This is a genomic window from Geodermatophilus sp. SYSU D00708, from assembly GCF_054050115.1.
The window spans coordinates 21,086-45,779 of sequence record NZ_JBJGYS010000006.1 but is presented as its reverse complement, the minus strand read 5'-3'; the positions used below and the strand labels follow the sequence as shown (position 1 = coordinate 45,779).

The 24,694-nt window shown below is 76.3% G+C and carries 23 protein-coding genes; 16 read left to right on the top strand and 7 right to left on the bottom strand.

The features are described 5' to 3' along the window. The first annotated feature begins 62 nt into the window (after positions 1 to 62). The 12 genes from ACI79D_RS07230 to smc all read left to right on the top strand — a co-directional run bounded on the left by ACI79D_RS07230 (position 63) and on the right by smc (position 12,581). Positions 63 to 1,661, top strand: coding sequence for a DAK2 domain-containing protein (locus tag ACI79D_RS07230; RefSeq protein ID WP_456917653.1), 1,599 nt, complete (start codon positions 63 to 65; stop codon positions 1,659 to 1,661). Next, a complete protein-coding gene (gene recG, locus ACI79D_RS07225; RefSeq protein ID WP_456917652.1) occupies positions 1,661 to 3,847 on the top strand; it encodes an ATP-dependent DNA helicase RecG in 2,187 nt (728 codons plus the stop codon). The genes ACI79D_RS07230 and recG overlap by 1 nt, the downstream gene beginning before the upstream one ends. Positions 3,848 to 3,854: 7 nt before the next feature. Continuing rightward, complete coding sequence (rsmD, locus tag ACI79D_RS07220) at positions 3,855 to 4,409, top strand: 16S rRNA (guanine(966)-N(2))-methyltransferase RsmD (protein WP_456917651.1); 555 nt, start codon at positions 3,855 to 3,857, stop codon at positions 4,407 to 4,409. Beyond that, positions 4,406 to 4,894: a pantetheine-phosphate adenylyltransferase gene (gene coaD, locus ACI79D_RS07215; RefSeq protein ID WP_456917650.1), complete on the top strand. Its 489-nt coding sequence runs from the start codon at positions 4,406 to 4,408 to the stop codon at positions 4,892 to 4,894. The genes rsmD and coaD overlap by 4 nt, the downstream gene beginning before the upstream one ends. Then, entirely contained in the window at positions 4,891 to 5,583 is a 693-nt protein-coding gene (locus ACI79D_RS07210) for a hypothetical protein (protein ID WP_456917649.1), read from the top strand. Before coaD ends, ACI79D_RS07210 begins: the two co-directional genes overlap by 4 nt. A 247-nt stretch (positions 5,584 to 5,830) precedes the next feature. Further along, a complete protein-coding gene (locus ACI79D_RS07205; RefSeq protein ID WP_456917648.1) occupies positions 5,831 to 6,403 on the top strand; it encodes a YceD family protein in 573 nt (190 codons plus the stop codon). A 2-nt stretch (positions 6,404 to 6,405) separates the two neighbouring features. After that, the gene (gene rpmF, locus ACI79D_RS07200; RefSeq protein ID WP_456917647.1) at positions 6,406 to 6,585 is read left to right on the top strand and encodes a 50S ribosomal protein L32; all 180 of its coding nucleotides are present in this window, start codon (positions 6,406 to 6,408) and stop codon (positions 6,583 to 6,585) included. 17 nt (positions 6,586 to 6,602) lie between these two features. Next, positions 6,603 to 7,397, top strand: coding sequence for a ribonuclease III (gene rnc, locus ACI79D_RS07195; RefSeq protein WP_456917646.1), 795 nt, complete (start codon positions 6,603 to 6,605; stop codon positions 7,395 to 7,397). A gap of 6 nt (positions 7,398 to 7,403) precedes the next feature. Continuing rightward, on the top strand, positions 7,404 to 8,309 hold the full coding sequence (gene mutM, locus ACI79D_RS07190) for a bifunctional DNA-formamidopyrimidine glycosylase/DNA-(apurinic or apyrimidinic site) lyase (protein WP_456917645.1): 906 nt from the start codon (positions 7,404 to 7,406) through the stop codon (positions 8,307 to 8,309). Continuing rightward, positions 8,306 to 8,575: an acylphosphatase gene (locus ACI79D_RS07185; RefSeq protein WP_456917644.1), complete on the top strand. Its 270-nt coding sequence runs from the start codon at positions 8,306 to 8,308 to the stop codon at positions 8,573 to 8,575. Before mutM ends, ACI79D_RS07185 begins: the two co-directional genes overlap by 4 nt. Before the next feature lie 148 nt (positions 8,576 to 8,723). Next, positions 8,724 to 8,915: a hypothetical protein gene (locus tag ACI79D_RS07180; protein WP_456917643.1), complete on the top strand. Its 192-nt coding sequence runs from the start codon at positions 8,724 to 8,726 to the stop codon at positions 8,913 to 8,915. A gap of 93 nt (positions 8,916 to 9,008) precedes the next feature. After that, positions 9,009 to 12,581: a chromosome segregation protein SMC gene (gene smc / locus ACI79D_RS07175; protein WP_456917642.1), complete on the top strand. Its 3,573-nt coding sequence runs from the start codon at positions 9,009 to 9,011 to the stop codon at positions 12,579 to 12,581. Positions 12,582 to 12,600: 19 nt separating this feature from the next. Here the strand turns inward: smc and ACI79D_RS07170 are convergent, their stop codons facing one another. Together ACI79D_RS07170 and ACI79D_RS07165 are read right to left on the bottom strand one after the other, a co-directional pair. Then, positions 12,601 to 13,404, bottom strand: coding sequence for an endonuclease/exonuclease/phosphatase family protein (locus tag ACI79D_RS07170; RefSeq protein ID WP_456917641.1), 804 nt, complete (start codon positions 13,402 to 13,404; stop codon positions 12,601 to 12,603). A gap of 4 nt (positions 13,405 to 13,408) precedes the next feature. Then, a complete protein-coding gene (locus ACI79D_RS07165; protein ID WP_456917640.1) occupies positions 13,409 to 15,088 on the bottom strand; it encodes an alkaline phosphatase D family protein in 1,680 nt (559 codons plus the stop codon). Between the two features lie 72 nt (positions 15,089 to 15,160). Between ACI79D_RS07165 and ftsY the strand changes: the two genes are divergently transcribed. After that, positions 15,161 to 16,381 (top strand): signal recognition particle-docking protein FtsY, encoded by a 1,221-nt coding sequence (ftsY, locus tag ACI79D_RS07160; RefSeq protein ID WP_456917639.1) that lies wholly within the window; start codon positions 15,161 to 15,163, stop codon positions 16,379 to 16,381. A 61-nt stretch (positions 16,382 to 16,442) separates the two neighbouring features. On the opposite strand, the gene ACI79D_RS07155 is transcribed toward ftsY, so the two are convergent. From ACI79D_RS07155 to ACI79D_RS07135, 5 genes are read right to left on the bottom strand one after another with little or no spacing between them, the layout of a single operon-like run. After that, a complete protein-coding gene (locus ACI79D_RS07155; RefSeq protein ID WP_456917638.1) occupies positions 16,443 to 17,507 on the bottom strand; it encodes a threonine aldolase family protein in 1,065 nt (354 codons plus the stop codon). A 43-nt stretch (positions 17,508 to 17,550) separates the two neighbouring features. Continuing rightward, positions 17,551 to 18,327 carry an energy-coupling factor ABC transporter ATP-binding protein gene (locus ACI79D_RS07150; RefSeq protein WP_456917637.1) on the bottom strand — a complete coding sequence of 259 codons (777 nt, stop codon included), beginning with the start codon at positions 18,325 to 18,327 and terminating at the stop codon, positions 17,551 to 17,553. Continuing rightward, entirely contained in the window at positions 18,324 to 19,106 is a 783-nt protein-coding gene (gene cbiQ / locus ACI79D_RS07145) for a cobalt ECF transporter T component CbiQ (RefSeq protein ID WP_456917636.1), read from the bottom strand. The genes ACI79D_RS07150 and cbiQ overlap by 4 nt, the downstream gene beginning before the upstream one ends. 1 nt (position 19,107) lies before the next feature. Beyond that, complete coding sequence (locus tag ACI79D_RS07140; RefSeq protein ID WP_456917635.1) at positions 19,108 to 19,434, bottom strand: PDGLE domain-containing protein; 327 nt, start codon at positions 19,432 to 19,434, stop codon at positions 19,108 to 19,110. Beyond that, a complete protein-coding gene (locus ACI79D_RS07135) occupies positions 19,431 to 20,132 on the bottom strand; it encodes an energy-coupling factor ABC transporter permease (protein ID WP_456917634.1) in 702 nt (233 codons plus the stop codon). The genes ACI79D_RS07140 and ACI79D_RS07135 overlap by 4 nt, the downstream gene beginning before the upstream one ends. A gap of 345 nt (positions 20,133 to 20,477) precedes the next feature. On the opposite strand from ACI79D_RS07135, the gene ACI79D_RS07130 reads away from it, so the two are divergent. The 3 genes from ACI79D_RS07130 (at position 20,478) to ACI79D_RS07120 (ending at position 24,648) form a co-directional block, all read left to right on the top strand. Next, positions 20,478 to 21,836 carry an ammonium transporter gene (locus ACI79D_RS07130; protein ID WP_456917633.1) on the top strand — a complete coding sequence of 453 codons (1,359 nt, stop codon included), beginning with the start codon at positions 20,478 to 20,480 and terminating at the stop codon, positions 21,834 to 21,836. Continuing rightward, on the top strand, positions 21,833 to 22,171 hold the full coding sequence (locus ACI79D_RS07125) for a P-II family nitrogen regulator (RefSeq protein ID WP_456917632.1): 339 nt from the start codon (positions 21,833 to 21,835) through the stop codon (positions 22,169 to 22,171). The genes ACI79D_RS07130 and ACI79D_RS07125 overlap by 4 nt, the downstream gene beginning before the upstream one ends. Before the next feature lie 98 nt (positions 22,172 to 22,269). Then, positions 22,270 to 24,648, top strand: coding sequence for a [protein-PII] uridylyltransferase (locus tag ACI79D_RS07120; protein WP_456917631.1), 2,379 nt, complete (start codon positions 22,270 to 22,272; stop codon positions 24,646 to 24,648). Positions 24,649 to 24,694: the final 46 nt, after the last annotated feature.

Genomic DNA, 24,694 nt, shown 5'->3' with positions numbered 1-24,694 from the left:
GCGGCCCTCCCCGGCCGGGTCGCAGCCCCGGCCCTGTCGGCCGGCGTGGGTACCCTCCGGCCGTGCTGCGGGCGCTCGACGACGCCGCGGTCGGTCAGTGGTGCCGAGCCGCGGTCGCCGGCCTGTCCGCGTCCCGGAGCCGGCTCGACGACCTCAACGTCTTCCCCGTCCCCGACGGCGACACCGGCACCAACCTCCTGCTCACCGCCCAGGCCGCACTGGCCGAGCTGGAGCGCTGCGCGGCCGAGCCGGCGTGGGCGCCGCTGGCCCGCGGCGCGGTGCTCGGGGCCCGGGGCAACTCCGGCACGATCCTCGCGCAGCTCCTGCGCGGGCTGGCCGACCAGCTCGCCGACGCCGGACCGGCCGACGGTCCGACGTTCGCCGCGGCGCTGCAGAAGGCCGCGGACGCCGCCTACGCCGCGGTCGCCGACCCGGAGGAGGGCACCTTCCTCACCGTGGCCCGTGCCGGTGGGGAGGCCGCGGTGGCGGCGGTCGCCGAGGGGCGCGGCGAGCTCGCCGACGTCGTCCGGGCGGCAGCCGACGGCGCCCGGAGGGCGCTCGAGGCGACCCCGGGCCAGCTGGCCGTGCTGCGGGACGCCGGTGTCGTCGACGCCGGCGGGGCCGGGCTGTGCCTGGTCCTCGACGCGCTGGTCGCCACGGTGACCGGGGTCGAGCCGGCCCGCCCGCCGCTGGTCCGCCCGCCCGCCCGCCCGCACGCCCGCGGCGGCGACCGGCCGCACCAGCCCCCGGCCGGCCCCGGCAGCGAGGTCCAGTACCTGCTGGCCGACAGCGACGAGGCGACCGTGGCCCGGCTGCACGACCGGCTCGCCGCCCTCGGCGACAGCCTGGTGGTGGTCGGCGTCGACACGCCGTCGGGCCGCGAGTGGAACGTGCACGTCCACACCGCCGACGTCGGTGCCGCGATCGAGGCGGGCATCGAGGCCGGCCGGCCGTACCGCATCTCGGTCACCCCGCTCGCGCCGGTGCCGCCGCCGGCCCCGGTGCCCGGCGCGCGGGCGGTGGTCGCCATCGTCGCCGGCGACGGGCTGGCCGGGCTGTTCGCGGGGGAGGGCGCCCGGGTGGTCCCCTGCGGCCCGGACGGCGTCACCGAGGACGACGTGCTCGCCGCGGTCATCGAGTCGGCCGCCGCCACGGTCGTCGTCCTGCCCAACGACGCGGAGCTGACCGCGCCGGCCGCCCGCGCCGCCGAGCGCGCCCGGGAGGCCGGCCGGGACGTGGCCGTCGTCCCGACCCGCTCGCCGGTGCAGGGCCTGGCCGCGATCGCCGTCGCCGACCCCTCGCGCCGGTTCTCCGACGACGTCATCACGATGGCCGAGGCGGCCGCGGCGACCCGCTGGGCCGAGGTCACGGTGGCCGAGCAGGAGGCGCTGACCAGTGCCGGGCCGTGCCGGCGCGGGGACGCCCTCGGCTCCGCGGAGGGCGACGTGGTGCTGGTGGGCGGCGAGCTCGCCGGGGTCTCCTGCGAGCTGCTCGACCGGATGCTGTCGGCCGGCGGGGAGCTGGTGACCGTCGTCGTCGGGCCCGACCGGGCGCTCGGCGACGCCGTGTGCGCCCACCTGGCCGCGACGCACCCGCTGGTCGAGGTGACCCGGTACGACGACGGGCCCGGTGCGGTCCCGCTCCAGGTGGGGGTGGAGTGATGGCGGTCGACATGACGACCCGGCTGGACCGGGTGCTCGGGGCGAAGACGGCGAAGGCCATGGGGGAGCAGCTGGCGCTGCACACCGTCCGGGACCTGCTGCGGCACTACCCACGCCGCTACGCCCGCCGCGGCGAGATGACCAAGCTCGAGGACCTCCAGGTCGGCGACCGCGTCACCGTCCTCGCCCAGGTGCGCAAGGTCGCGACGCGGAAGATGCGCAACCGCCCGGGCACGCTCACCGAGGTGACCGTCGGCGACGGCGCGGGCTCCATGCAGCTGGTCTTCTTCAACCGCAGGCACGCCAACCTGGTCGAGGGCGCCTGGGGCCTGTTCGCCGGCACCGTCGGCGAGTACCGCAACTCCAAGCAGTTCGCCCACCCCGACTGCCACCTGATGACCGGGGACGACGACGAGGACTGGGCGCGCGCGCTCATCCCGATCTACCCGGCGACCAAGGACGTCTCCAGCTGGGTGATCCAGCGCTCGGTGCGGCTGCTGCTCGACGCCGGCGGCGGGTTCGGCTTCGTCGACGACCCGCTGCCCGAGGAGATCCGGGCCCGCCACGGGCTGCCCAGCCTGGCCGCGGCGCTGCTCGACATCCACCGCCCGACGTCGGCCGAGGACGTCGAGCACGCCGAGCACCGGCTCAAGTGGGACGAGGCGCTCACCCTCCAGCTGACCCTCGCCGGACGGCGCCGGGCGGCCGCGCTCGAACCCGGCGTGGCCCGCCCGCGCCGCACCGGCGGCCTGCTCGACGCGGTCGACGCCGCGCTGCCGTTCGCCCTCACCGAGGGGCAGCGCGAGGTGGGGGAGGAGCTGGCGGCCGAGCTGTCCCGGGAGCAGCCGATGCACCGGCTGCTGCAGGGCGAGGTGGGGTCGGGCAAGACCGTCGTCGCGCTGCGGGCGATGGCGCAGGTCGTCGACGCCGGCGGCCAGGCTGCGCTGCTGGCGCCGACCGAGGTGCTGGCCGCCCAGCACGCCCGGGGCATCCGCGCGCTGCTCGGCCCGCTCGGCCGTGCCGGCGAGCTCGACGGCGACCCCGCCGGCACCCGGGTCACCCTGCTCACCGGTTCGCTCAAGGCCGCCGCCCGCCGCGCGGCGCTCGCCGAGGTCGCCGAGGGGCGCGCCGGCATCGTCGTCGGCACGCACGCGCTGCTGCAGGAGACGGTGGAGTTCGCCGACCTCGGCCTGGTCGTCGTCGACGAGCAGCACCGCTTCGGCGTCGAGCAGCGCGACGCGCTGCGGGCCAAGGGCAACCGGCCGCCGCACGTGCTGGTCATGACCGCCACGCCCATCCCGCGCACCGTCGCGATGACCGTCTACGGCGACCTGGAGACCTCCACCCTGCGCCAGCTGCCCAGCGGGCGCGGCGGGGTGCGCAGCTCGGTGGTCCCGGCGCGGGAGAAGCCGGCCTGGGTGGACCGGGCCTGGGAGCGGCTGCGCGAGGAGGTGGCCGCCGGCCGGCAGGCCTACGTCGTCTGCCCGCGCATCGGCGAGGACGCCGGTGCCGACGAGGAGCCCGAGGACGCCGACGGCGCCCCCGCCGAGGAGGCGGCGGCGTCGGACCGGCGCCCGCCGCTGGCCGTGCTCGACGTCGCCGAGGCCCTGCGCGAGGGGCCGCTGGCGGGGCTGCGGCTGGAGGTGCTGCACGGCCGGCTCACGCCTGAGGAGAAGGAGGCCCGGATGCGGGCCTTCGCCGCGGGGGACGTCGACGTGCTGGTCGCCACCACGGTCGTCGAGGTCGGCGTCGACGTCCCCAACGCCACGGTCATGGTCGTGATGGACGCCGACCGCTTCGGCGTCAGCCAGCTGCACCAGCTGCGCGGCCGCGTGGCGCGGGGCAAGCACGAGGGGCTGTGCCTGCTGGTCAGCGAGGCGGCGACCGCCTCGGCCACCGGTCAGCGACTGGCCGCGGTCGCGTCCACCTCCGACGGCTTCGAGCTGGCCCGCCTGGACCTGGAGACCCGCCGCGAGGGCGACGTCCTCGGCGCCGCGCAGTCCGGTCGCCGCTCGGGCATCAAGCTGCTGTCGCTGCTGGAGGACGAGAAGCTCATCGCCGAGGCCCGGGCCGAGGCGACCGCGCTGCTGGGGACCGAAGGTGGCCTGGCCCACTTCCCGGGCCTGGCGATGGAGGTCGCCGCGCTGGCCACCGACGAGCGCGCCGAGTACCTCGAGAAGGCCTGACGGCGCCGTGACCCGCGTGATCTCGGGGGTGGCCCGCGGGCGGCGGCTCAAGGTGCCGCCGTCGGGTGTGCGGCCCACCGGCGACCGCGCCCGCGAGGGTCTGTTCAACAGCCTCGCGTCGCTCATGGACGTCGAGGGCGCCGCCGTCCTGGACCTCTACGCCGGGTCGGGTGCCCTCGGGCTCGAGGCCCTCAGCCGCGGCGCGCAGCAGGTGGTCTTCGTCGAGTCGGGGCCGCGCGTGCTCCCGGTGCTCGAGGCCAACCTCGCCGCCGTCGGCCTGCCCGGCGGCCGGGTGGTCGCGGGCTCGGTGCCCACCGTCGTGGCGGGGCCGCCACCGGCCCGCTTCGACCTGGTGCTCGCCGACCCGCCGTACGCCACGCCGGCGGCGCAGGTCCTCGGCGTCCTCGGTGCGCTGGTCGAGGGCGGCTGGCTGGCCGAGGACGCCGTGGTCGTGGTCGAGCGCCCGGCCCGCGAGGAACCGTGGGAGTGGCCGACACCGCTGCGCGGACTGCGCGATCGTCGCTACGGGGAGGCCCTGCTCCGGTACGGTCGCTGTCCGTGAGGCGTGCGGTCTGCCCCGGTTCGTTCGACCCGGTCACCAACGGCCACGTCGACGTCATCACGCGGGCGGCCGCGCTGTACGACGAGCTGGTCGTCGCCGTGCTGGTCAACCCCGGCAAGGCGGGGCTGTTCACCGTCGAGGAGCGCATGGAGCTGCTCCGCGACGCCGTCGCCGGCCTGGACAACGTGACCGTCGACAGCTTCCAGGGCCTGCTGGTCGACTACTGCCGCGACCACGACATCCCGGTGATCGTCAAGGGGCTCCGGGCGGTCAGCGACTTCGAGTACGAGCTGCAGATGGCGCAGATGAACCGCGAACTGGCCGGCGTGGAGACGCTGTTCGTGCCGACCGCGCCGCAGGTGGGTCACCTGTCGTCGAGCCTGGTCAAGCAGATCGCCACCTTCGGCGGGGACGTCTCCAGCCTCGTCCCCAAGGCCGTGCACGCGCGGCTGCTGGCCCACCGGGATCGGGGTTCTTCGTCGTGACAGAGGTCGTGTACCGGCTCTACGAGACCGTCGACGAGCTGAGCAGCGTCATCGAGAACGCCCGCAACGTCCCGATGTCCGGCGGCTCGTGCATCGTCCCGCGCGACGTCCTGCTCGACCTGCTCGACGACCTCCGCGAGAACCTGCCCGAGGAGGTGCACAAGGCCGGCGCCATCGTCGAGCAGCGCACCGAGATCCTCCAGCAGGCCCAGGCCGAGGCCGAGCGGGTGACCGGCCGCACCCGCAGCGAGAGCGAGCAGGTCGTCGGCTCCGCCCGGCGGCAGCGCGAGGAGATCCTCGGCACCGCCCGACGGCAGCGCGACGAGCTGCTCGCCCGCGCCCAGGCCGAGGCCGAGGACCTGCTGGCGCAGGCCGAGGAGGAGGCCCAGCGGATCGTCGCGGAGGCCCAGCAGCACGGCGAGGCGGTGCTGGCCGACGCCCAGGCCCAGCACGCGCAGGTCCTCGCCACCGCCCAGGCCGAGCACGAGCAGCTGGTCAGCGAGACCGAGGTCTACCGCAGCGCACTGGCCCGGGCCGACGAGCTGGGTGCGCAGAGCACCGCGGACGCCGCCCGCATGCGGGCCGAGGTCGACGACTACGTCGACACCCGGCTGGCCGACTTCGGCACCACGCTGGAGCGGATGCTGCGCTCGGTGGAGAAGGCCCGCTCCGCGCTGCGCGACTCCTGAGCGAGGACCTCCCTCCCCGCCCCTGACGGGGGCCGCCGCCGGGTGGGTCGGCTCACCCGGTCGGCCCGGACGGCGCCGTCCGCGCATCGGGTAGGCTGGTCCTCCGGTCCGACCGCCTCAAGGCCCCGCGCCCCGGCCGGCCACCTCCCCGCTGCCTACTGCGAGTACCGACATGCCTGCCGCTCAGCCGCCCCGCCCAGGCGCCGCGTCCCCGGACGCCCGGCGTCCCGCCGCCAACCCCTGGCGCGTGGACCTGCGGGAACTCGGCCGGCGGGCCGGCTCCCTGCAGGAGCTGGAGCGGACGATCCCGGCCCCCGCGGACTGGCGGGTGGAGCTCATCGGCGTCCCCGAGGGCGCCGACGTGCACCTCCGGCTCCGGCTGGAGTCGGTGATGGAGGGCGTGCTGGTCTCCGGGGACGTCGACGTCCCCGTCGCCGGCTCGTGCGCCCGCTGCCTGGAGCCGGTCGAGGACACCCTCGAGCTCGGCGTCCAGGAGCTGTTCGCCTACGAGGGCAGCACGACCGAGGCCACCAGCGAGGAGGACGAGGTCCGCACCGTCGAGGCCGACCACATCGACCTCGAGCCGATGGTCCGCGACCTCGTCGTCCTCAGCCTGCCGCTGGCGCCCACCTGCACCGAGGACTGCTCGGGGCTGTGCGTGGACTGCGGGCAGCGGCTCGACGACCTGCCGGCCGACCACGCCCACGAGGTGCTCGACCCGCGCTGGGCCGGACTGGCGGGGCGCTTCGGCGCCTCGCAGGCCGACCGTTCCGACTCCGGACCGGGCACCCCCGGTCCGGGCAACCCAGAGGAGAACTGACCGTGGCCGTCCCGAAGCGGAAGATGTCCCGCGCCAACACCCGCATGCGTCGCTCGCAGTGGAAGGCGTCCGCTCCCACGCTCTCGCCGTGCCCGAACCGGGCCTGTGGCGAGCTCAAGCCGCCGCACACGGCCTGCCCGAACTGCGGTCAGTACCAGGGCCGTCAGGTCCTCTCGGTCTGAGCTCCCCGAGTCCCGCCGTGGCGACGCCGGCCACCGGTACCCCGCCCGCCCCGGGTGGGGTCCCGGGCTGCTCGCCGGCCGGGCAGGCGCACGCCGAACGGTCGGCCGCCTGGCTCCGCGACGCCCTCGGCGTCGAGTTGCCCGGCGGCCTGCTGGCGTTGGCGCTGACGCACCGGTCCTACGCCTACGAGAACGGCGGGCTGCCCACCAACGAGCGCCTGGAGTTCCTCGGCGACTCGGTGCTCGGCCTCGTCGTCACCGACGAGCTGTACCGGCGCCACCCCGAGCTGCCCGAGGGCCGGCTGGCCAAGCTGCGCGCCTCGGTGGTCAACATGACCTCGCTGGCCGGGGTGGCGCGGCGGCTGGGCGCCGGGGGGCTGGGCCCGCACCTGCTGCTCGGCCGCGGTGAGGAGACCACCGGCGGCCGGGAGAAGGATTCGATCCTCGCCGACGCCGTCGAGGCGCTGATCGGTGCGGTGCACGTCGGCCTCGGCCTGGACGTCGCGGCCGCCATCGTGCACCGGCTGTTCGACCCGCTCCTGGACCAGGCCGCCACCCGCGGCGCCGGCCTGGACTGGAAGACCAGCCTGCAGGAGCTCGGCGCCGCCCTCGGCCTGGGCGCGCCGACCTACGTGGTCGAGGACGACGGCCCCGACCATGCCAAGACGTTCACCGCCGCCGTCGTCCTCGACGGCGGCGTGCGCGGCCGCGGTTCCGGCCGCACGAAGAAGGCCGCCGAGCAGGAGGCCGCCGAGGCCGCGTGGCGGGCGCTGTCCGGCGACGGCGCCCCCGAGACGACGACCGAGGACTGACCCGCCGTGCCCGAGCTGCCCGAGGTCGAGGTGGTGCGGCGCGGCCTGGAGCGCTGGGTCGCCGGGCGCACCGTCGCCGCCGTCGAGGTCGCCCACCCCCGGGCGGTCCGCCGGCACCTCGAGGGCACCGAACACTTCGTCGCGGCGCTGACCGGCCGCACGTTCACCGCCGCCCGCCGCCGCGGCAAGTACCTGTGGCTGCCGCTGACCGAGCCCGACGGCACCCCCTCCGGCTCCGCGCTCGTCGCGCACCTCGGCATGAGCGGCCAGCTGCTGGTCGAGAAGGCCTCGCAGCCCGACGAGACGCACCTGCGCGCGCGGTTCACCTTCACCGACGGCGGCCGCGAGCTGCGCTTCGTCGACCAGCGCACCTTCGGCGGGCTGGCCGTCGAGGAGGTCGGCGAGGACGGCGGCCTGCCGCGGCGCCTGGCGCACATCGCCATCGACCCGCTCGACGACTCCTTCGACACCGCCGGGTTCAGCGCGGCGCTGCGGCGCCGGCGCACCGAGGTCAAGCGGGCGCTGCTGGACCAGACGCTCATCGGCGGGGTCGGCAACATCTACGCCGACGAGGCGCTGTGGCGGGCCCGGCTGCACGGCGCCCGGCCCACCGACAAGCTGACCCGGGCCCAGGTCGAGGACCTGCTCGCCGGCGTCCGCGACGTGCTGGGCGAGGCGCTGGCGCAGGGCGGGACCTCCTTCGACTCGCTGTACGTCGACGTCAACGGCCAGAGCGGGTACTTCTCGCGGTTCCTCGCCGTCTACGGCCAGGAGGACCGGCCCTGCCCCCGGTGCGGGACGCCGGTCGTCCGGGAGTCGTTCATGAACCGGTCCAGCTACAGCTGCCCGTCCTGCCAGCCGCGCCCCCGCGCGCGCCGGACCGCCGCCGGCGCTCGCCCCGGCCGGCCATGACGCGCCGCGCGGTCGCCGTGGTGTCCGGCTCGGTCCAGGGGGTCGGCTACCGCTGGTTCGTCCGCGGCCGCGCCGAGGCCGCCGGGCTGGCCGGCTCGGCGACCAACCTCGCCGACGGCCGCGTCGAGGTCGTGCTCGAGGGGGACGACGCCGCGGTGGCCGCCGTCCTGGCCGATCTGGAGGGCCCGCGGGCGCCGGGTGCGGTGACGCGGGTCGACGTCCGGGACGAGCCGATCCAGGGGAGCGGCGGCTTCACCACGGCGTGACGAACGCGACACCCCCACGACACGTGACCTGTGCAGAGTCGGCGTTGACCTGCGTGACCTGGCCTGTCACCCTGGAACACACGGACCGCGCCGACCGTCGTACGGGGCGCAGGTCATCCCTCAACGCAGTCGAAAGGCCGTTATCGCCATGGCCAAGGCCCTGTTCGGTCACGTCGTCACCCCCGCGGAGCTCCGAGTAGTCGAGGAGAACGCCGTCCTGCGGGCCAAGGTGCGCCGGCTGGAGCAGGAACTGCAGGAGCTGCGCGCCCAGCGCGACGCGGCCATCGCCCACGAGCTGCTCAGCCTGGCCGGCGAGAACGCCGAGCCCGCGCTGGCGTAAGAAAGGACCCCGTCCTCCCCGCCCTTCGCACGCTCAGGGCGGGACCCGGGACGGGGCCAGTGGCCGCGCTCCCGCGGCTGAGCCACTCATCCTGTGCACCTGTCGAGCCTGACGCTGAAGGGCTTCAAGTCCTTCGCCTCCGCGACGACCCTGCGCCTCGAGCCGGGGATCACCGCCGTCGTCGGACCCAACGGCTCCGGGAAGTCCAACGTCGTCGACGCCCTCGCCTGGGTCATGGGCGAGCAGGGGGCCAAGAGCCTGCGCGGCGGCAAGATGGAGGACGTCATCTTCGCCGGCACCGCCGGCCGCCCGGCGCTGGGCCGGGCCGAGGTGACCCTCACCATCGACAACGCCGACGGCGCGCTCCCGATCGAGTACACCGAGGTCTCGATCACCCGCCGCATGTACCGCTCCGGCGAGAGCGAGTACGAGATCAACGGCGACAAGGTGCGGCTGCTCGACGTCCAGGAGCTGCTCAGCGACTCCGGCATCGGCCGCGAGATGCACGTGATCGTCGGGCAAGGGCAGCTCGACGCCGTCCTCTCCGGTCGCCCCGAGGACCGCCGCGCCTTCGTCGAGGAGGCCGCGGGCGTCCTCAAGCACCGCAAGCGCAAGGAGAAGGCGCTCCGCAAGCTCGACGCGATGCAGGCCAACCTCGACCGGCTCGGGGACCTCACCGCGGAGCTGCGCCGCCAGCTCAAGCCGCTGGGCCGGCAGGCGGAGGTGGCCCGCCGGGCGGCCGGCGTCCAGGCCGACCTGCGCGACGCCCGTCTGCGGCTGCTCGCCGACGACCTGGTGCGGCTGCGCGACGCCCTGGACAAGGACGTCGCCGACGAGGACGCCGCACGGCAGCGGCGGGCCGTCGTCGAGGCCCAGCTGGGGAACGCCGCCCGGCGCGAGTCGGCGCTGGAGGCCGAGCTCGCCGCCAACGCCCCGCTGCTGGGCTCGGCCCAGGAGACCTGGTACCGGCTGTCGGCGCTGACCGAGCGGTTCCGCGGCGTCGCCCAGCTCGCCGCCGAGCGCCACCGCCACCTGTCGGCCCTGCCCGCCGCGACCACCGGCGGCCGGGACCCCGACCAGCTCGAGGCCGAGGCCGACCGGGTCGCCGCCACCGAGGCCGAGCTCGCCGCCGGCCTGGAGGCCGAGCGCGGCCGGCTGGCCACTGCGGTGACCGCCCGCACCGAGGCGGAGACCGCGCTCGCCGAGGCCGAGCGGGCGTGGGTCGCCGCCGCGCGGGCGCTGGCCGACCGCCGCGAGGGCCTGGCGCGGCTGTCCGGCAAGGTCGCCGCCGCCCGCTCGCGGGTGGCGGCCGGCGAGTCGGAGATCGAGCGGCTCGCGCTGTCGGCCGGGGAGGCCGCCGACCGCGCCGAGGTCGCCGCCGAGCGGCTCGCCGAGCGCCGCGACGAGGTCGCCGACGCCGAGGACACCGACGTCGCCCTGGTCACCGCTCACCAGGACGCCGTCACCGCGCACGCCGAGGCGGCCAAGGCGGTCACCGAGCTGGCTGCGGCCGAGCGGGCCGCCGAGCGGGACCGCGCCTCCTGGCAGGCCCGCCGCGACGCGCTGGCCCTCGGCCTGGCACCCGCCGACGGCTCGGCGGCGGCGCTGGCGGCCGGCCTCCCGGGCGTGCTGGGGCCGGTGACCGAGCGGCTCACCGTCGAGCCCGGCGCCGAGGTGCCGTTGGCGGCGGCGCTGGCCGGCATGGCCGACGCGCTGGTCGTCGAGGGCGTCGCCGAGGCGGCCGCGGTGCTGGCCCACCTCAAGGACGCCGACGGCGGCCGGGCCGGGCTGCTGGTCACCGGCGGCCCGCAGCCCCTGCCCCGCGAGGGCTGGCCGCACCTGCCCGAGGGCGCCCGCTGGGCGCTGGACCTGGTGACCGCACCCGAGCAGCTGCGGCCCGCCCTGGCCCGCGCGCTGGACCGGGTCGCGGTCGTGCCGGACCTGGCCGCTGCCGTGACGCTCGTGGGCACCCACCCCCGCGTGCGCGCGGTGACCGCCGACGGTGACCTGGTCGGCGCCGACTGGGCGGTCGGCGGGCAGGCCAACGCCCCCTCCGGCCTCGAGCTGCGCGCCCGGGTCGACGAGGCCGGCCGGGAGCTGACCGCCGCCGCCGCGCGCGCCGCCGACCTCGCCGACCGGCTGACCGCGGCGCGGGAGACGGCGCGGGAGCGGTCCGCCGACGTCGACGCCGCGCTGGCCGCGCGCCAGGCCGCCGACCGCACCCGGTCCGCCGTCGCCGCGCAGCTGGCCGAGCTGGGCGCCGCCGCCCGCTCGGCTGCCGCCGAGGCCGAGCGGTCCGCGGCCGCCCGCGTCCGGGCCGAGCAGGCGCTGGAGCAGGCGCAGGCGGCGCTGAGCGACCTGGAGGAGCGGCTGGCGCAGGCCGAGGCCGCGCCGGTGGAGGAGGAGCCCGACTCCGCCGAGCGCGACCGGCTGCGGCTGGAGGCCGCCGCGGCCCGGCAGGCCGAGACCGAGGCCCGGCTGGCGGTGCGCACCGCCGAGGAGCGTGCCCGTGCGCTGACCGGCCGCGCCGAGTCGCTGCGCCGCCAGGCCCGGCAGGAGCGTGCCGCCCGGGAGCGGGCCGCGGCCGCCCGGCTGGCCCGGCAGCGCGGCGCGCAGGTCGCCGCCCGCGTGCGCGCCGGCGCCGACGCGGCGCTCACCGCGCTGGCCACCAGCCTCGCCCGCGCCGCCACCGAGCGCGACGAGCTGGCCCGGGTCCGCACCGCCCGCGAGGCCGAGCTGCTCGAGGTCCGGACGGCGGTCCGCACCGCCACCGCCGAGCTGGAGCGGCTGACCGACGAGGTGCACCGCGACGAGGTCGCCCGGGCCGAACAGCGCTACCGGATCGAGACGCTGGAGGCGCGCGCCGCCGAGGAGTACGGCGTCGACCTGCCCACGCTGCTGGCCGAGTACGGCCCGGCCGCGCCGGTGCCGCCCGCCCCCGCCCAGGTCGCCGCCGCGCAGGCCGCCGGGGAGCCGGAGCCGGAGCCGGTTCCCTACGACCGTGCCGCGCAGGAGCGCCGGGCCGCCCAGGCCGAACGCGACCTGGCCACTCTCGGCAAGGTCAACCCGCTGGCGCTGGAGGAGTTCGCGGCCCTGGAGGAGCGGCACTCCTTCCTGGCCACGCAGCTGGAGGACCTCAAGGCCACCCGCCGCGACCTGCTCACCGTCGTCCGGGAGGTCGACGAGCGGATCCACGACGTGTTCGCCGCCGCCTTCGCCGACGTGCAGCGCGAGTTCGAGCAGGTCTTCGCCACCCTGTTCCCCGGCGGCTCGGGCCGGCTCTACCTGACCGACCCCGAGGACCTGCTCACCACCGGCGTCGAGGTCGAGGCCCGCCCGCCCGGCAAGAAGGTCAAGCGGCTGTCGCTGCTCTCGGGGGGCGAGCGCTCGCTGACCGCCGTCGCGCTGCTGGTGGCGATCTTCCGCGCCCGGCCCTCGCCGTTCTACGTGCTCGACGAGGTCGAGGCTGCGCTCGACGACGTCAACCTCGGCCGGCTGCTGACCCTCGTGGAGCAGCTGCGGGCGACCTCGCAGCTGATCGTCATCACGCACCAGAAGCGGACGATGGAGATCGCCGACGCCCTGTACGGAGTGAGCATGCGCGGCGACGGCATCACCGGCGTGATCAGCCAGCGCCTCCGCGAGGACCAGGCCGAACCGGCCTGAACCGGCGGCGGGTCCGTCCTCACCCGCCGGCGGGCAGCTCCAGGTCGACCACCAGGGGCAGGTGGTCCGAGGCGCCGGCGCCGTCGAGGACCCGGGCCGTGGCCACGCCGATCCCCGGGGTGACCCAGACGTGGTCGATCCGCTTGTGCGGCCGGCGGGCCGGGTGGGTGTGGCCCTCGTCGTGCCGCCAGAACTTCCAGCCGGCCCGGTCGTCCCGGTCGCGGGCGAGCTGCCACGCGTCGGCGAACCGGTCGCGCAGCGCGGCCAGTTCGGGGGCGTCGGGCTCGGCGTTGAAGTCACCGACGAGGACCGCGGCCTCCGCGGGGTCGGCGTGCAGCCGCGCCAGCGCCTCCGCCTGCGCCGCCCGCTGCTCGGTCGGGCGCGTGGACAGGTGGGTCGTGGTCACCCACAGCGCCCCGTCGGGGAGTGCCACCTGCACGCGCAGGGCGCTGCGCGGCTCGCCGTCCCCGGGCAGCCGGTGGACGGCGGAGGAGCGGATCGGCAGCCGGGACAGCAGCGCGTTGCCGTACTGGCGGCGCATGGTCTTCTCGTCGCCGCGCGGCTCGTCGATCGCCGGTCCCCAGGCCAGCTCCATGTCCAGCGCCTCCGACAGCAGCAGGGCCTGGTCGACGTCCTCGCTGCGGTTGCTGTAGCGCCGGTCCACCTCCTGCAGGCACACCAGGTCGGCGTCGACCGCGGCGACCACCTTGGCCAGGCGGGCGAGGTCGTGCCGGCCGTCGTCCCCGACGGCGTGGTGGGTGTTGAAGGTGGCCAGCCGCAGCCGGATCGGGGGCCGTCCGGGGCCGGGAGCGGGTCGGGTCACCCGTTCAGCGTGTCACCTCCGCGGCGACGGGACCGGACAGCGGGAGGTCGGCGACCTCGCGCAGGGAGTCCTGCCCGGTGGCGTCGCACTCGGCCACGAACAGTCGGAAGCGCGCCTCGCGGTCGTGCAGCACCAGTTCGCCCAGCTGGTTGCCGAACCAGGGACCGGTCACCTTGGCCCAGTCCAGGCCGGAGGGCTGCACCCGGCCCAGCCGGGCGATCCCGGTGGTGAGCCGCCGCGCCCAGCGGCTCCAGCCCATCCGGAAGCCGACCTTGATCGGGTGCGGTGCCTGGTTGTGCAGCGGGGAGACCGTCAGCTGGTGCACCCGGGTGGTCAGCCCGGCCGGCTCCACGAGCTCGGCGGCGTAGGCGTGGTGCACGTCGCCGGAGAGCACGAGCGTGGTCGCCGGTGCCCGGCCGTGCTCCCCGCGGGCGATGGACACAACGGCGCGCCCCAGCCGCTCGAAGGAGTCGCCGAACGCCGCCCAGTGCTCGAGGTCGGCGGCCTGCCGCAGCTTCTCCGACAGTCGGCCGACCGGCCCGCCCAGATGGCGCCGGTTGAGCGTCTCGTTCCACCGCTCGATCTCGTGGACGGCGTGCGGCAACAGCCAGGGCAGCGAGGTGCCCAGGATCAGGTGCTCGACGCCCTCGTCGACGGCGCGGCGCATCGCCGCCTCCACCCAGGCGAACTCGTCGTCGTCGAGCATCTTCCGGTCGCGCTCGTCGAGCACCCGGCCGGCGCGGCTGTCCACCATGATCATCCGCGCCTCGCCCCAGTGGCGCACGAAGCTCCAGCGGATCGACCGCGGGTCGGTGTCGGCGGCCCGGGCCATCTCCCGCAGCACCGGGTCGGCGTCGCCGACGGAGTCCCGCACCGCCTGCCAGGTCCGGTTCTCCGCCAGCTCCTGCGGGCTGAGGTTGCCCAGGTGCTGGTAGACCCAGTAGCTGACCAGCCCGCCCTCGATCCGGCCCACCCACCAGTCCTGCCGGGTGGTCTCCCGGCGCCAGGCGGCGGAGGTGTTCCAGTCGTCGATCATCTCGTGGTCGTCGAAGATCATCGACGACGGGACCGTCGACAGCAGCCAGCGCACCTGGGGGTCGCTCCAGGACTCCGCGTAGAGCCGGGTGTACTCCCCGTAGTCGGCGACCTGGCTGCCCTCGGGGGCGTGGGCGCCGCGGCGCAGCGCCAGCCAGCGGCGGGTCGCCGTCGTCAGCTCGTCGGCGTAGACCTGGTCGCCGAGCAGGACGAGGGCGTCGGGCCAGGTGTCCTCCGGCTCGCCGGCCAGCCGCGCGGCGTAGGTGTCCAACGCGTCGGGCGGGATGCCCTCGTCGGCGTCCACCGTGCTGGGCGTGGCGTACCGGCAGGAGCCGAAGGCGATCCGGAAGGGGCCGGGGCGGCCGGGGGTGCGGATCCGGCTGGCCGGGAAGCGCGAGGTCGCCTCCGGCCACACCTGCTCGCCGTCGAGGTGGACCTCGTAGGGCGTGGTGCTGCCCGGTTCGAGGTCCTCGACGACGACCAGGGCGTAGTGGTGGCCGCCCACGGTGAAGGTCCGTGTGCGCCGGCCCAGCACCTCGACCTCGCACGGGCGGTCGGTCTCGACCCAGACGGTCGCCGACACGGGGTCGACGTGGCGCAGCAGCGGACCGAGCAGCAGGACCGGGGACTCCCGGCCGGGGAGGGGCATGCCGGACAGGGTGGCCCACGGACCTGTGCATCGCCCACCCCGGCCGGTACGGGTACTGGGAGACTGGGGGCCATGGAGTTCGTGCTGATCGCGGTCGCGATCCTCGTCGTCGCCCTGGTCCTCGGGGTCAGCCTGCTGGTCGGCCGCGGTCGGCGGACGACCCGCCTGGACGAGGACGCCGCCGCCGGCACGACGCTGACCCGCCCGCGGCCGCCGGCGCCCCCGCGCCCGGCCGAGCCGGCCCCGCCCGCGGGCACCACCGCACCCAGCGACCAGACACAGCCGGACACGGTGCAGCCGGAGGCGCCGCCGACGCCGCTGCCGCCGGCCGAGCCCGAGCCCGGCCTGGTCTTCGAGACCCCGCCGCCGTCGGCGGGCCGCCTGGTGCGGCTGCGCTCGCGCCTGGCCCGCTCGCAGTCCTCGCTCGGCCGCGGCCTGCTCACCGTCCTCGCCCGCGAGCGGCTGACCGAGGACGACTGGGAGGAGGTCGAGGAGACCCTGCTGGCGGCCGACGTCGGCGTCGCCGCGACGCAGCAGATCGTCGACCGGCTGCGCACCCAGTCGATGGTGCTGGCCACCGCCTCGGGGACGCAGCTGCGCGAGCTCCTGGTGCGGGAGCTGACCGCCGTCCTGGGCCCCGACCTCGACCGCACGCTGCACGTCGACCGGCACGACGGCCGGCCCGGCATCGCGCTGGTCGTCGGCGTCAACGGCGCGGGCAAGACCACCACCGTCGGCAAGATCGCCCGGGTGCTCGTCGGTGACGGCAGGAGCGTGGTGCTCGGCGCGGCCGACACCTTCCGGGCCGCGGCGGCCGACCAGCTCGAGACGTGGGGCGAGCGGGTCGGCGTCCTCACCGTGCGGGGCCGGGAGGGGGCCGACCCGGCGTCGGTGGCCTTCGAGGCGGCGCGGACCGGCGTGGAGGCCGAGGTCGACACCGTGGTCGTCGACACCGCCGGCCGGCTGCACACCAAGGGTGGCCTCATGGACGAGCTCGGCAAGATCAAGCGGGTCGTGGAGAAGGTCTCGCCGGTCACCGAGGTGCTGCTCGTCCTGGACGCGACGACCGGTCAGAACGGCGTCGTGCAGGCCCGGGTGTTCACCGAGGCCGTCGACGTCACCGGCGTCGTCCTGACCAAGCTCGACGGCACCGCCAAGGGCGGCATCGTCGTCTCGGTGCAGCGCGAGCTCGGCATCCCGGTGAAGCTGGTCGGGCTGGGGGAGGGCGCCGACGACCTCGCCCCGTTCGAGCCGGAGGCCTTCGCCGAGGCGCTGGTCGGCGGAGCCGACTGAGAGAGGACCCCCCTGCCCCGCGCCGCTCGCCAGCGGGCGGCGGGCCCCTGCAGGGGGGCCGTCAGCCGGTGAGCGCCGCGACGGCGGTGCGCACCTCGTCGTCGCGCAGCGCCATCGTCGCGTCGCCGACCGACAGCTCCACCCGCACGACGGCGGGGTCCCCGGTGCGGGCCGCGCGGGCGAACGTCCACAGCCCGTGCTCCACCGCCAGCGACCGGGCGGCCGCCTCGAACGCCTCCGGCGTGGTGCGCAGCAGCAGGTGCAGCATCGGCGTCTCCGGCGGGTCGGGGACGACGGCGACGCCGGGCAGGTCGCGCACCGCGTCGGCGACCTCGCGGGCGCGGCGCAGGTAGGCCGGCATCAGCGGCAGGCGACGGCGCAGGCAGGTCAGGGCGGACGCCGCGCCGGGCCACATGCCGAACAGCGTGCCGCCCATCCGGCGCCGCCACTCGCGCACCTCGGCCACGACGTCGGCCGGCCCGGCCAGGCAGCAGCCCGCCAGCGCGCCGAGGCCCTTGTAGAAGCTGACGTAGACCGTGTCGAACGGCGCGGCGACCTCGGCGGGGGAGCGGTCGTACCCGGCCGAGGCCTCCCACAGCCGGGCGCCGTCGAGGTGGGCGGCCGCGCCGCGCTCGCGGGCCCAGGCGGCCTGCTCGACGACGTCGTCCCACGGGGGGAGGCGGCCGCCGAGGTCGCGCTGCGGCAGCTCGACCAGCAGCGCGGCCGGGTGCTCGGCGACCCCGTCGAGGTCGGCGCGCAGCAGCAGCCGGTCCCGGTCGCCGACGGGGCGGCCGACCATGCCGTGCAGCCGCTCGAGCGCCTGCTCCTCGTGCCGGGCCAGGTGGCACTCGGGGTGGAACAGCACGGTGCGCCGTCCGCGGCGGTCGGCGTGCACGCGCAGCGCCGCCTGCTGGGCCATCACGCCGCTGGGCAGGTAGGCGGCCGCGGGTAGGCCGAGCACCCCGGAGACCTCGGCCTCCAGGTCGGCGACCACGCCGCCGTCGCCGTAGCGGTCCAGCGCCGTGTCGACCGGGACGGACGCCAGCAGGTCGCCCGCCCGCCACTCCCCGTGCCCGCTCAGGGACCGGTCGCAGGAGGCGCGCAGGCTCAGCAGGTCGTCGTCCACCGGGTCAGTCTCGCCGGGCCTGTCCGCCTCGGGCCGCGACGGGTCAGGGGACGGTGTCCGGGTCGAACCCGTAGGGCAGCTCGAGCCGGTGGCGGCGGAGCAGCTCCGCGTCGGCGAGCAGCTCGCGGGTCGGCCCGTCGGCGACCACGACCCCGCCGTCCAGCACGACCGAGCGCGGGCACAGCTGCAGGGCGTAGGGCAGGTCGTGGGTGACCATCAGCATGGTCACCGGCAGCGCCTCCAGGACCTCGGCCAGCTCGCGGCGGCCCGCGGGGTCCAGGTTGGACGACGGCTCGTCGAGGACCAGGATCTCCGGGTGCATCGACAGGACCGTGGCGACGGCGACCCGCCGGCGCTGACCGAACGAGAGGTGGTGCGGCGGGCGGTCGGCGGCGCCGGTCATGCCCACCTGGTCCAGCGCCGCGGCCACCCGGGCGGCGACCTCCGCCTCGGGCAGTCCGAGGTTGCGCGGGCCGAAGGCGACGTCCTCGCCGACGGTCGGCATGAACAGCTGGTCGTCGGGGTCCTGGAACACGATGCCCACCCGCCGGCGGATCTCCTGCAGGTGCCGCTGGCCGACCGGCAGCCCGGCGACGGTCACCGCGCCCCGGCCGCCCCGCAGGATGCCGTTGAGGTGCAGCACCAGGGTGGTCTTGCCCGCACCGTTGGGCCCGAGCAGCGCCACCCGCTCGCCCTGCTCGATCCGCAGGTCGACCCCGAACAGCGCCTGGTGCCCGTCGGGGTAGGCGAAGGCGAGGTCCTCGACGAGCAAGGAGGGCTCGGGACGCGAGGAGCCCAGGGCAGAGGGTGGTGCACTCACCCGAGAAGCAGACCAGACGCCAGGACGGCGCCGGCAGCCGCCGGGAGGGCGAGGGCGGCCAGCCACGCCTGCGCGGGCACCGCCGGAGCCGGGCCGGTCGGCACCCGCCCGGTGTAGCCGCGAGACAGCATGGCCAGGTGCACCCGCTCGCCGCGCTCGTAGGAGCGGATGAACAACGAGCCGGCCGCCGGGCCCAGCACGCGCAGCGCGCCCAGGTGGCGGCCGCGGAACCCGCGGGACTCCCGGGCCACCCGCATCCGCCGCAGCTCGCCGCCGACCACGTCGGCGTAGCGGAACATGAACATGAGGATCTGCACGAGCACCGAGGGCAGCCGCAGCCGCTCCAGCCCGCGCAGCAGCGCCCGGGGCTCCGTCGTCGCCGCGAGCACGGTGGCGGCCAGGACCGAGAGGGTCGCCTTGGCCAGCAGCCCACCGGCCGCGACCAGCCCGCTCTGCGAGAGCGACAGGCCGGCGACCTCGATCCGCGGCCCGCGCGCCACCACCGGCAGGAGCAGCGCGAACAGCACGAAGGGCGTCTCCACGGCGAGGCTGCGGGCCAGCCGGCCCGGCCGGACGCCGGCCACGGCCGCCGCGCCGAGCACCAGCGCCAGGTAGCCCGCGTAGGCGGCCCACGCCCACGGCGCGTGCACCGGCGTCGCCACCACCACGACGGCGAAGGCGAGGACCGCGACCAGCTTCAGGTGCGGCTCGAGCCGGTGCACGGGACTGGTCCCGCTGACGTAGGCGGCGCCCAGCGCGCCGCCGTGCCCGGCACCCACGTCAGGAGGTGGTGTCCGCGGTGTCCCGGCCGCGCCGGCGCACCACCACGGTCAGGCCGCCGGCGAGCAGCAGCGTGACGGTGACGCCGAGGACCCCGGCCAGCCCGCCGGACAGTCGGCCGTCGTCGACGCCGGCCACGGCGTAGTCGGCCAGCGGGGAGTCCGCCGTGGCGCTGTCGCGGGCCGTGCCGGAGAAGCCCTCCTGCTCGGCCGACCACTCCAGCCCGTCGGGGTGCGAGCTCGCGTAGTAGCTCCCGACGCCGGCCACGAGCAGCGCGACGAGCAGGCCGACGAGCAGGAAGCCGCGGGTCCGCCGGGACGTCGTCATCGGGCACCTCCGGTGGGCGTGGTGGGGCGCGGGGCCAGCTGCGTCGCGGCGCGCAGGGAGCGCGCGCCCCAGACCAGGTCCGGCCGGACGGCCAGGACGGCGGTGAGCACCGCGGCGGTGATCAGCGCCTCGCCGATGCCGATGATCAGGTGGACGCCGCCCATCGTGGCGGCCACCGTGCCGACCGGGACGTCGGCGACACCGCCCACGGCGAACAGGGCGACGAAGGCCAGCGCCGCCACGGGCACCGAGAGGAACGCGCCGACGCCGGCGGCGGTGAGCACCCCGGTGCGGGTCCGCGGCAGGACGGCGCTCAGCAGCCGGAAGGCGCCGTACGCGACGCCGACCGCGACCAGGCCCATCAGCGTGATGTTGGTGCCCAGCGCGGTCAGCCCGCCGTCGGCGAACAGCACTGCTTGGACGAGCAGCACCACGGTCATGCACAGCACCGCCGTCCAGGGGCCGACGAGGACGGCGGTGAGCGCGCCGCCGATCAGGTGTCCGCTGGTGCCGGCACCGACCGGGAAGTTCATCATCTGCACGGCGAAGACGAAGGCGGCCGTCAGGCCGGCCAGGGGAGCGGTGCGCTCGTCGAGCTCGCGCCGGGCGCCCCGCAGGGCCACGGCCACCCCGCCGGCGGCCACGACGCCGGTCGCGACGGACGTGGGTGCGTCGAGGAACCCGTCGGGGACGTGCACGCTGCCTCCTGGCGTCCGGAGCCGCCCGCGGTCGAACGGCCGGGACCGACCTTATTGCACACCGTTGGCAACTGCACATGGCTTGCAACAAGCGGCGGCCCCCGTGACGGGGGCCACTCGCGGGGGTGGCGCAACACGGCCGGAACACACCGGCCGGACACGCGGGGCGGAGTTCACCGTTCGGAAACAGTGGCGTGCCGCCGGGCGAAACAGGCGGGCGGCACCGTGATCGCCACGTCGCCCCTCCCCGGAGGAGCGCCGGTCTGAGCCCCCTCGGCCCGGGGTCACGCTCCACCCCGGACCGCCCCCGTGGCCCCGCCACACCGATCCCGTCAGGAGGTTGCCGTGGACACCGGCGACACCGCCTGGGTTCTCGCCAGCGCCGCCCTGGTGCTGTTCATGACCCCGGGCCTGGCGCTCTTCTACGGCGGCATGGTCCGCGCGAAGAGCGTGCTCAACATGATGATGATGAGCTTCGGCGCGCTCGCCCTCATCGGCGTGCTCTGGGTGCTCTACGGCTACTCGATCGCCTTCGGCAACGACGTCGGCGGTGGCCTGCTGGGCGACCCGTTCGAGTTCTTCGGGCTGTCCTCGCTGATCGGCACCGGTGGACTCGACGCCGCCTTCGCGCCGGACAACCTGGTCTTCACCATCCCGTCGCTGGCCTTCGTCGCCTTCCAGGCGGTCTTCGCGATCATCACCGTCGCGCTGATCTCCGGCGCCATCGCCGACCGGGCCCGGTTCGGTCCGTGGATGGTCTTCGCCGGCATCTGGGCGACCGTCGTCTACTTCCCGGTCGCCCACTGGGTGTTCGCCTTCAACGGGGCGGAGTCCGAGACCGGCGGCTGGATCGCCAACAACCTGCTGGCCATCGACTTCGCCGGTGGCACCGCGGTGCACATCAACGCCGGTGCCGCCGGTCTGGCCCTCGCCCTCGTGCTGGGCAAGCGGCGGGGCTTCGGCCGCGACCCGATGCGCCCGCACAACCTGCCCCTGGTCATGATCGGCGCCGGCATCCTGTGGTTCGGCTGGTTCGGGTTCAACGCCGGCTCGGCGCTGTCGGCCAACGGCCAGGCCGCGGAGGTCTTCGTCACCACCCTCGCCGCCACCGGCGCGGCCACCCTCGGCTGGCTGCTGACGGAGAAGATCCGCGACGGGCACGCCACCTCGCTGGGCGCCGCCTCCGGCGTCGTCGCGGGCCTGGTGGCCATCACCCCGGCCTGTTCGTCGGTGACGCCGATCGGCGCCCTGTTCGTCGGCGCCATCGCCGGTGTGCTGTGCGCCCTCGCGGTGGGCCTGAAGTACAAGCTGGGCTACGACGACTCCCTCGACGTCGTCGGCGTCCACCTCGTCGGCGGCCTGTGGGGCACCCTCGCGGTCGGCCTGTTCGCCTCCGCGGCCACCACGGCCGGTGTCGACGGCCTGTTCTACGGCGGCGGCGTCGACCAGCTCTGGCGGCAGGCCATCGGCGCCATCGCGGTGCTCGTCTACTCGTTCGTCCTCACGCTGGTCATCGGGTTCGCCATCGCCAAGACGATGCGCTTCCGGATCACCGAGGAGGAGGAGGTCAGCGGCATCGACGGCGCCGTGCACGCTGAGACCGGCTACGACTTCGCCTCGCTCGGGAGCGGGGGCGGCGGCGCTGCGACACTCACCGCGCAGGCGCACGCCGAGGCGCGCAACACGGAAGGGATCCGGGCATGAAGCTCGTCACTGCCATCGTCAAGCCGTTCAAGCTCGACGACGTCAAGAACGCCCTCGAGCTGATCGGGATCGCGGGCCTGACCGTCAGCGAGGTCCAGGGCTTCGGCCGCCAGCGGGGTCACACCGAGGTCTACCGCGGCGCCGAGTACCAGGTGGACTTCGTGCCCAAGGTCCGCATCGAGGTCGTCGTCAGCGAGATCGACGCCGCCCGCGTCGTGGACGCCATCGTCGAGGCCGCGAGCACCGGCCAGATCGGCGACGGCAAGGTGTGGGTGACGACGATCGACGAGATCGTCCGCGTCCGCACCGGTGAGCGCGGCGCCGACGCCCTGTAGGCGCGCAGGACCGCACGAACGCACCGGCCGGGGTGGTGGGAGGACCCGCCACCCCGGCCGGTGCGCTTCTCGACACCGAACCGAGCGGAGGGGGAGACGTGCTGGACACCGGGTCGCTGCCCGCACTGTCGCGGGCGGAGCGGGTGCAGGTCCTCGACGACTGGCTCACCGGTCTGCTCGACGAGGCCGCGGCGGGGACCCCGCCGCCCCGCCGGGGCCGTGGCTCGGGTGGGCGAGGGACGGAACAGCCGCGGACCGGGACCGACGGCGTGGCCCTCCTCGCCGTCGGCAGCCTGGGCCGCCGGGAGCCCCCGCCGCACGCGGACCTCGACCTCGTGCTGGTGCACGACGGGCGGCCGGAGATCGCCGCCCTCGCCGACGCCGTCTGGTACCCGATCTGGGACGCCGGCCTGCGCCTGGACCACTCGGTGCGGACCGTCTCGGAGGCCGTCGGGGTGGCCTCCACCGACGTCAAGGCCGGCCTCGGGCTGCTCGACGTCCGGCTGGTGGCGGGGGACGCCGGCCTCGCCGCGGCGCTGCGGACGGCGACCCTGGCCAGCTGGCGCCAGTCGGCGTCCCGGCTGCTGCCGCAGCTGCGCGACCTGCGGCGCGGCCGCGCCCGGCAGGTCGGCGAGCTGGCCTTCCTGCTCGAGCCGGACCTCAAGGAGGCCTACGGCGGGCTGCGGGAGGGGCAGGTGCTGCGCGCGGCGGCCGCCGCCCAGCTGGCCGACGAGCCGACGGCCGAGGCCGAGCAGGCCTACGCGTTCCTGCTCGACGTCCGCGACGAGCTGCGCCGGCGGTCCGGCCGGCCCACCGACGTGCTGGTCCGCCAGGAGCAGCGGCCGGTCGCGGTGGCGCTCGGGCTGCCCGACGAGGACGCGCTGCTGCGCGAGGTGAGCCTGGCCGGGCGCCGGCTGGCCTTCGTCGCCGACGAGACCTGGCGGCGGGTGGAGGCGGCCCTCGTCCGCCGTCCCCGCGGCCGCTACCGCCGGGTGCGCCGCGAGCCGCTGGCCGAGGGGGTGGTCCGCCAGGGCGACGAGGTCGTGCTCGCCCGCGACGCCCGCCCCGCCGCCGACCCCGGCCTGGTGCTCCGCGGCGCGGCGGCCGCCGCCCGGGCCGACCTGCTGCTGTCGCCGTACACGCTCAAGGTGCTCGCGGTGCACTCGCCGCCGGTGCCGGAGCCGTGGCCGGCCGAGGTGCGCTGGTCGTTCCTCCGGCTGCTGGCCAGCGGCCGGTCCGCGGTCGCGGTGCTCGAGCAGCTCGACCAGGAGGGGCTGCTGGCCCGGCTGCTGCCCGAGTGGGACCGGGTGCGCTCGCTGCCGCAGCGGCACCCCTGGCACCGGTTCACGGTGGACCGCCACCTGGTGGAGGCCGCCGCCGCGGCGGCGGAGCTGACCCACGACGTCGACCGGCCCGACCTGCTGCTGGTCGGCGCGCTGCTGCACGACATCGGCAAGGGCTGGCCCGGGGACCACAGCGTCGTCGGGGAGCCGGTCGCGGCGCAGATCGCCACGCGGATGGGCTTCTCCGAGACCGACGTCGCCACCCTGGCGGCGATGGTGCGCCACCACCTGCTGCTGCCCGACACCGCCACCCGCAGGGACATCGACGACCCCGCCACTGTCGCGCGGGTCGCGGCGACCATCGGGCACGACCCCGCGCTGCTGCAGCTGCTGCACGCCCTGGCCCAGGCCGACGGCGCGGCCACCAGCAGCTCCGCGTGGAGCCCGTGGAAGGCGCACCTGGTCGCCGCCCTCGTCGCCCGCGTGCAGGCCCACCTCGGCGGGGCCCCGGTTCGCGAACCGGAGCCGGTGCTGCAGGCCGTCGAGCCCCAGGTCAGCTCCGAGGGGACGCACGGCGTGAGCGTCGGGGTGGAGGACGTCGCCGACGGCCAGCAGGTCACCTTTACCGCGCCGGACCGGCACGGCCTGTTCAGCAACCTGGCCGGGGTGCTGGCCCTCAACCAGCTCGACGTCCGGGCTGCGAAGGTCAACGTGGTCGAGGGGCGGGCCACCGCGGTCTTCGCCGTCCGGCCGCGGTTCGGCCGGGTGCCGGTGCCGGCGATCCTGGCCGACGCCGTGCGGGCGGCCCTGGAGGGCACCCTGCCGCTGGCCGACCGGCTGCGGCAGCGCGAGGCCGACTACCGGCAGGACGCCGCCCGGACCGCGCCGCCGCGGATCGCGTGGCACAACGGCGAGGTGACCGGCGACGCCACCGGGATCGTCGAGGTGCGGGCGGGGGACCGGGCGGGCCTGCTGTACCGCCTCACCGCCGCGATCGCCGCCGAGGGCCTCGACGTGACGTCGGCGCGGATCGAGACCCTCGGCGCCGACGCCGCCGACCACTTCTACGTGTGCAACCCGTCGGGCGAGCCGATCGGCGGCGAGCAGCGGGCCCGGGTGGACTCCGCGCTGGCGGCCGCGGTGCGCGGCGCGGTGCCTGATCCGGTGACCGCGCCGGGGGACACGCCGGGCTGAGGTCCCCGGAACTGTCGGACCCCCGTGTCAGCCTCGCAGGCGAGTG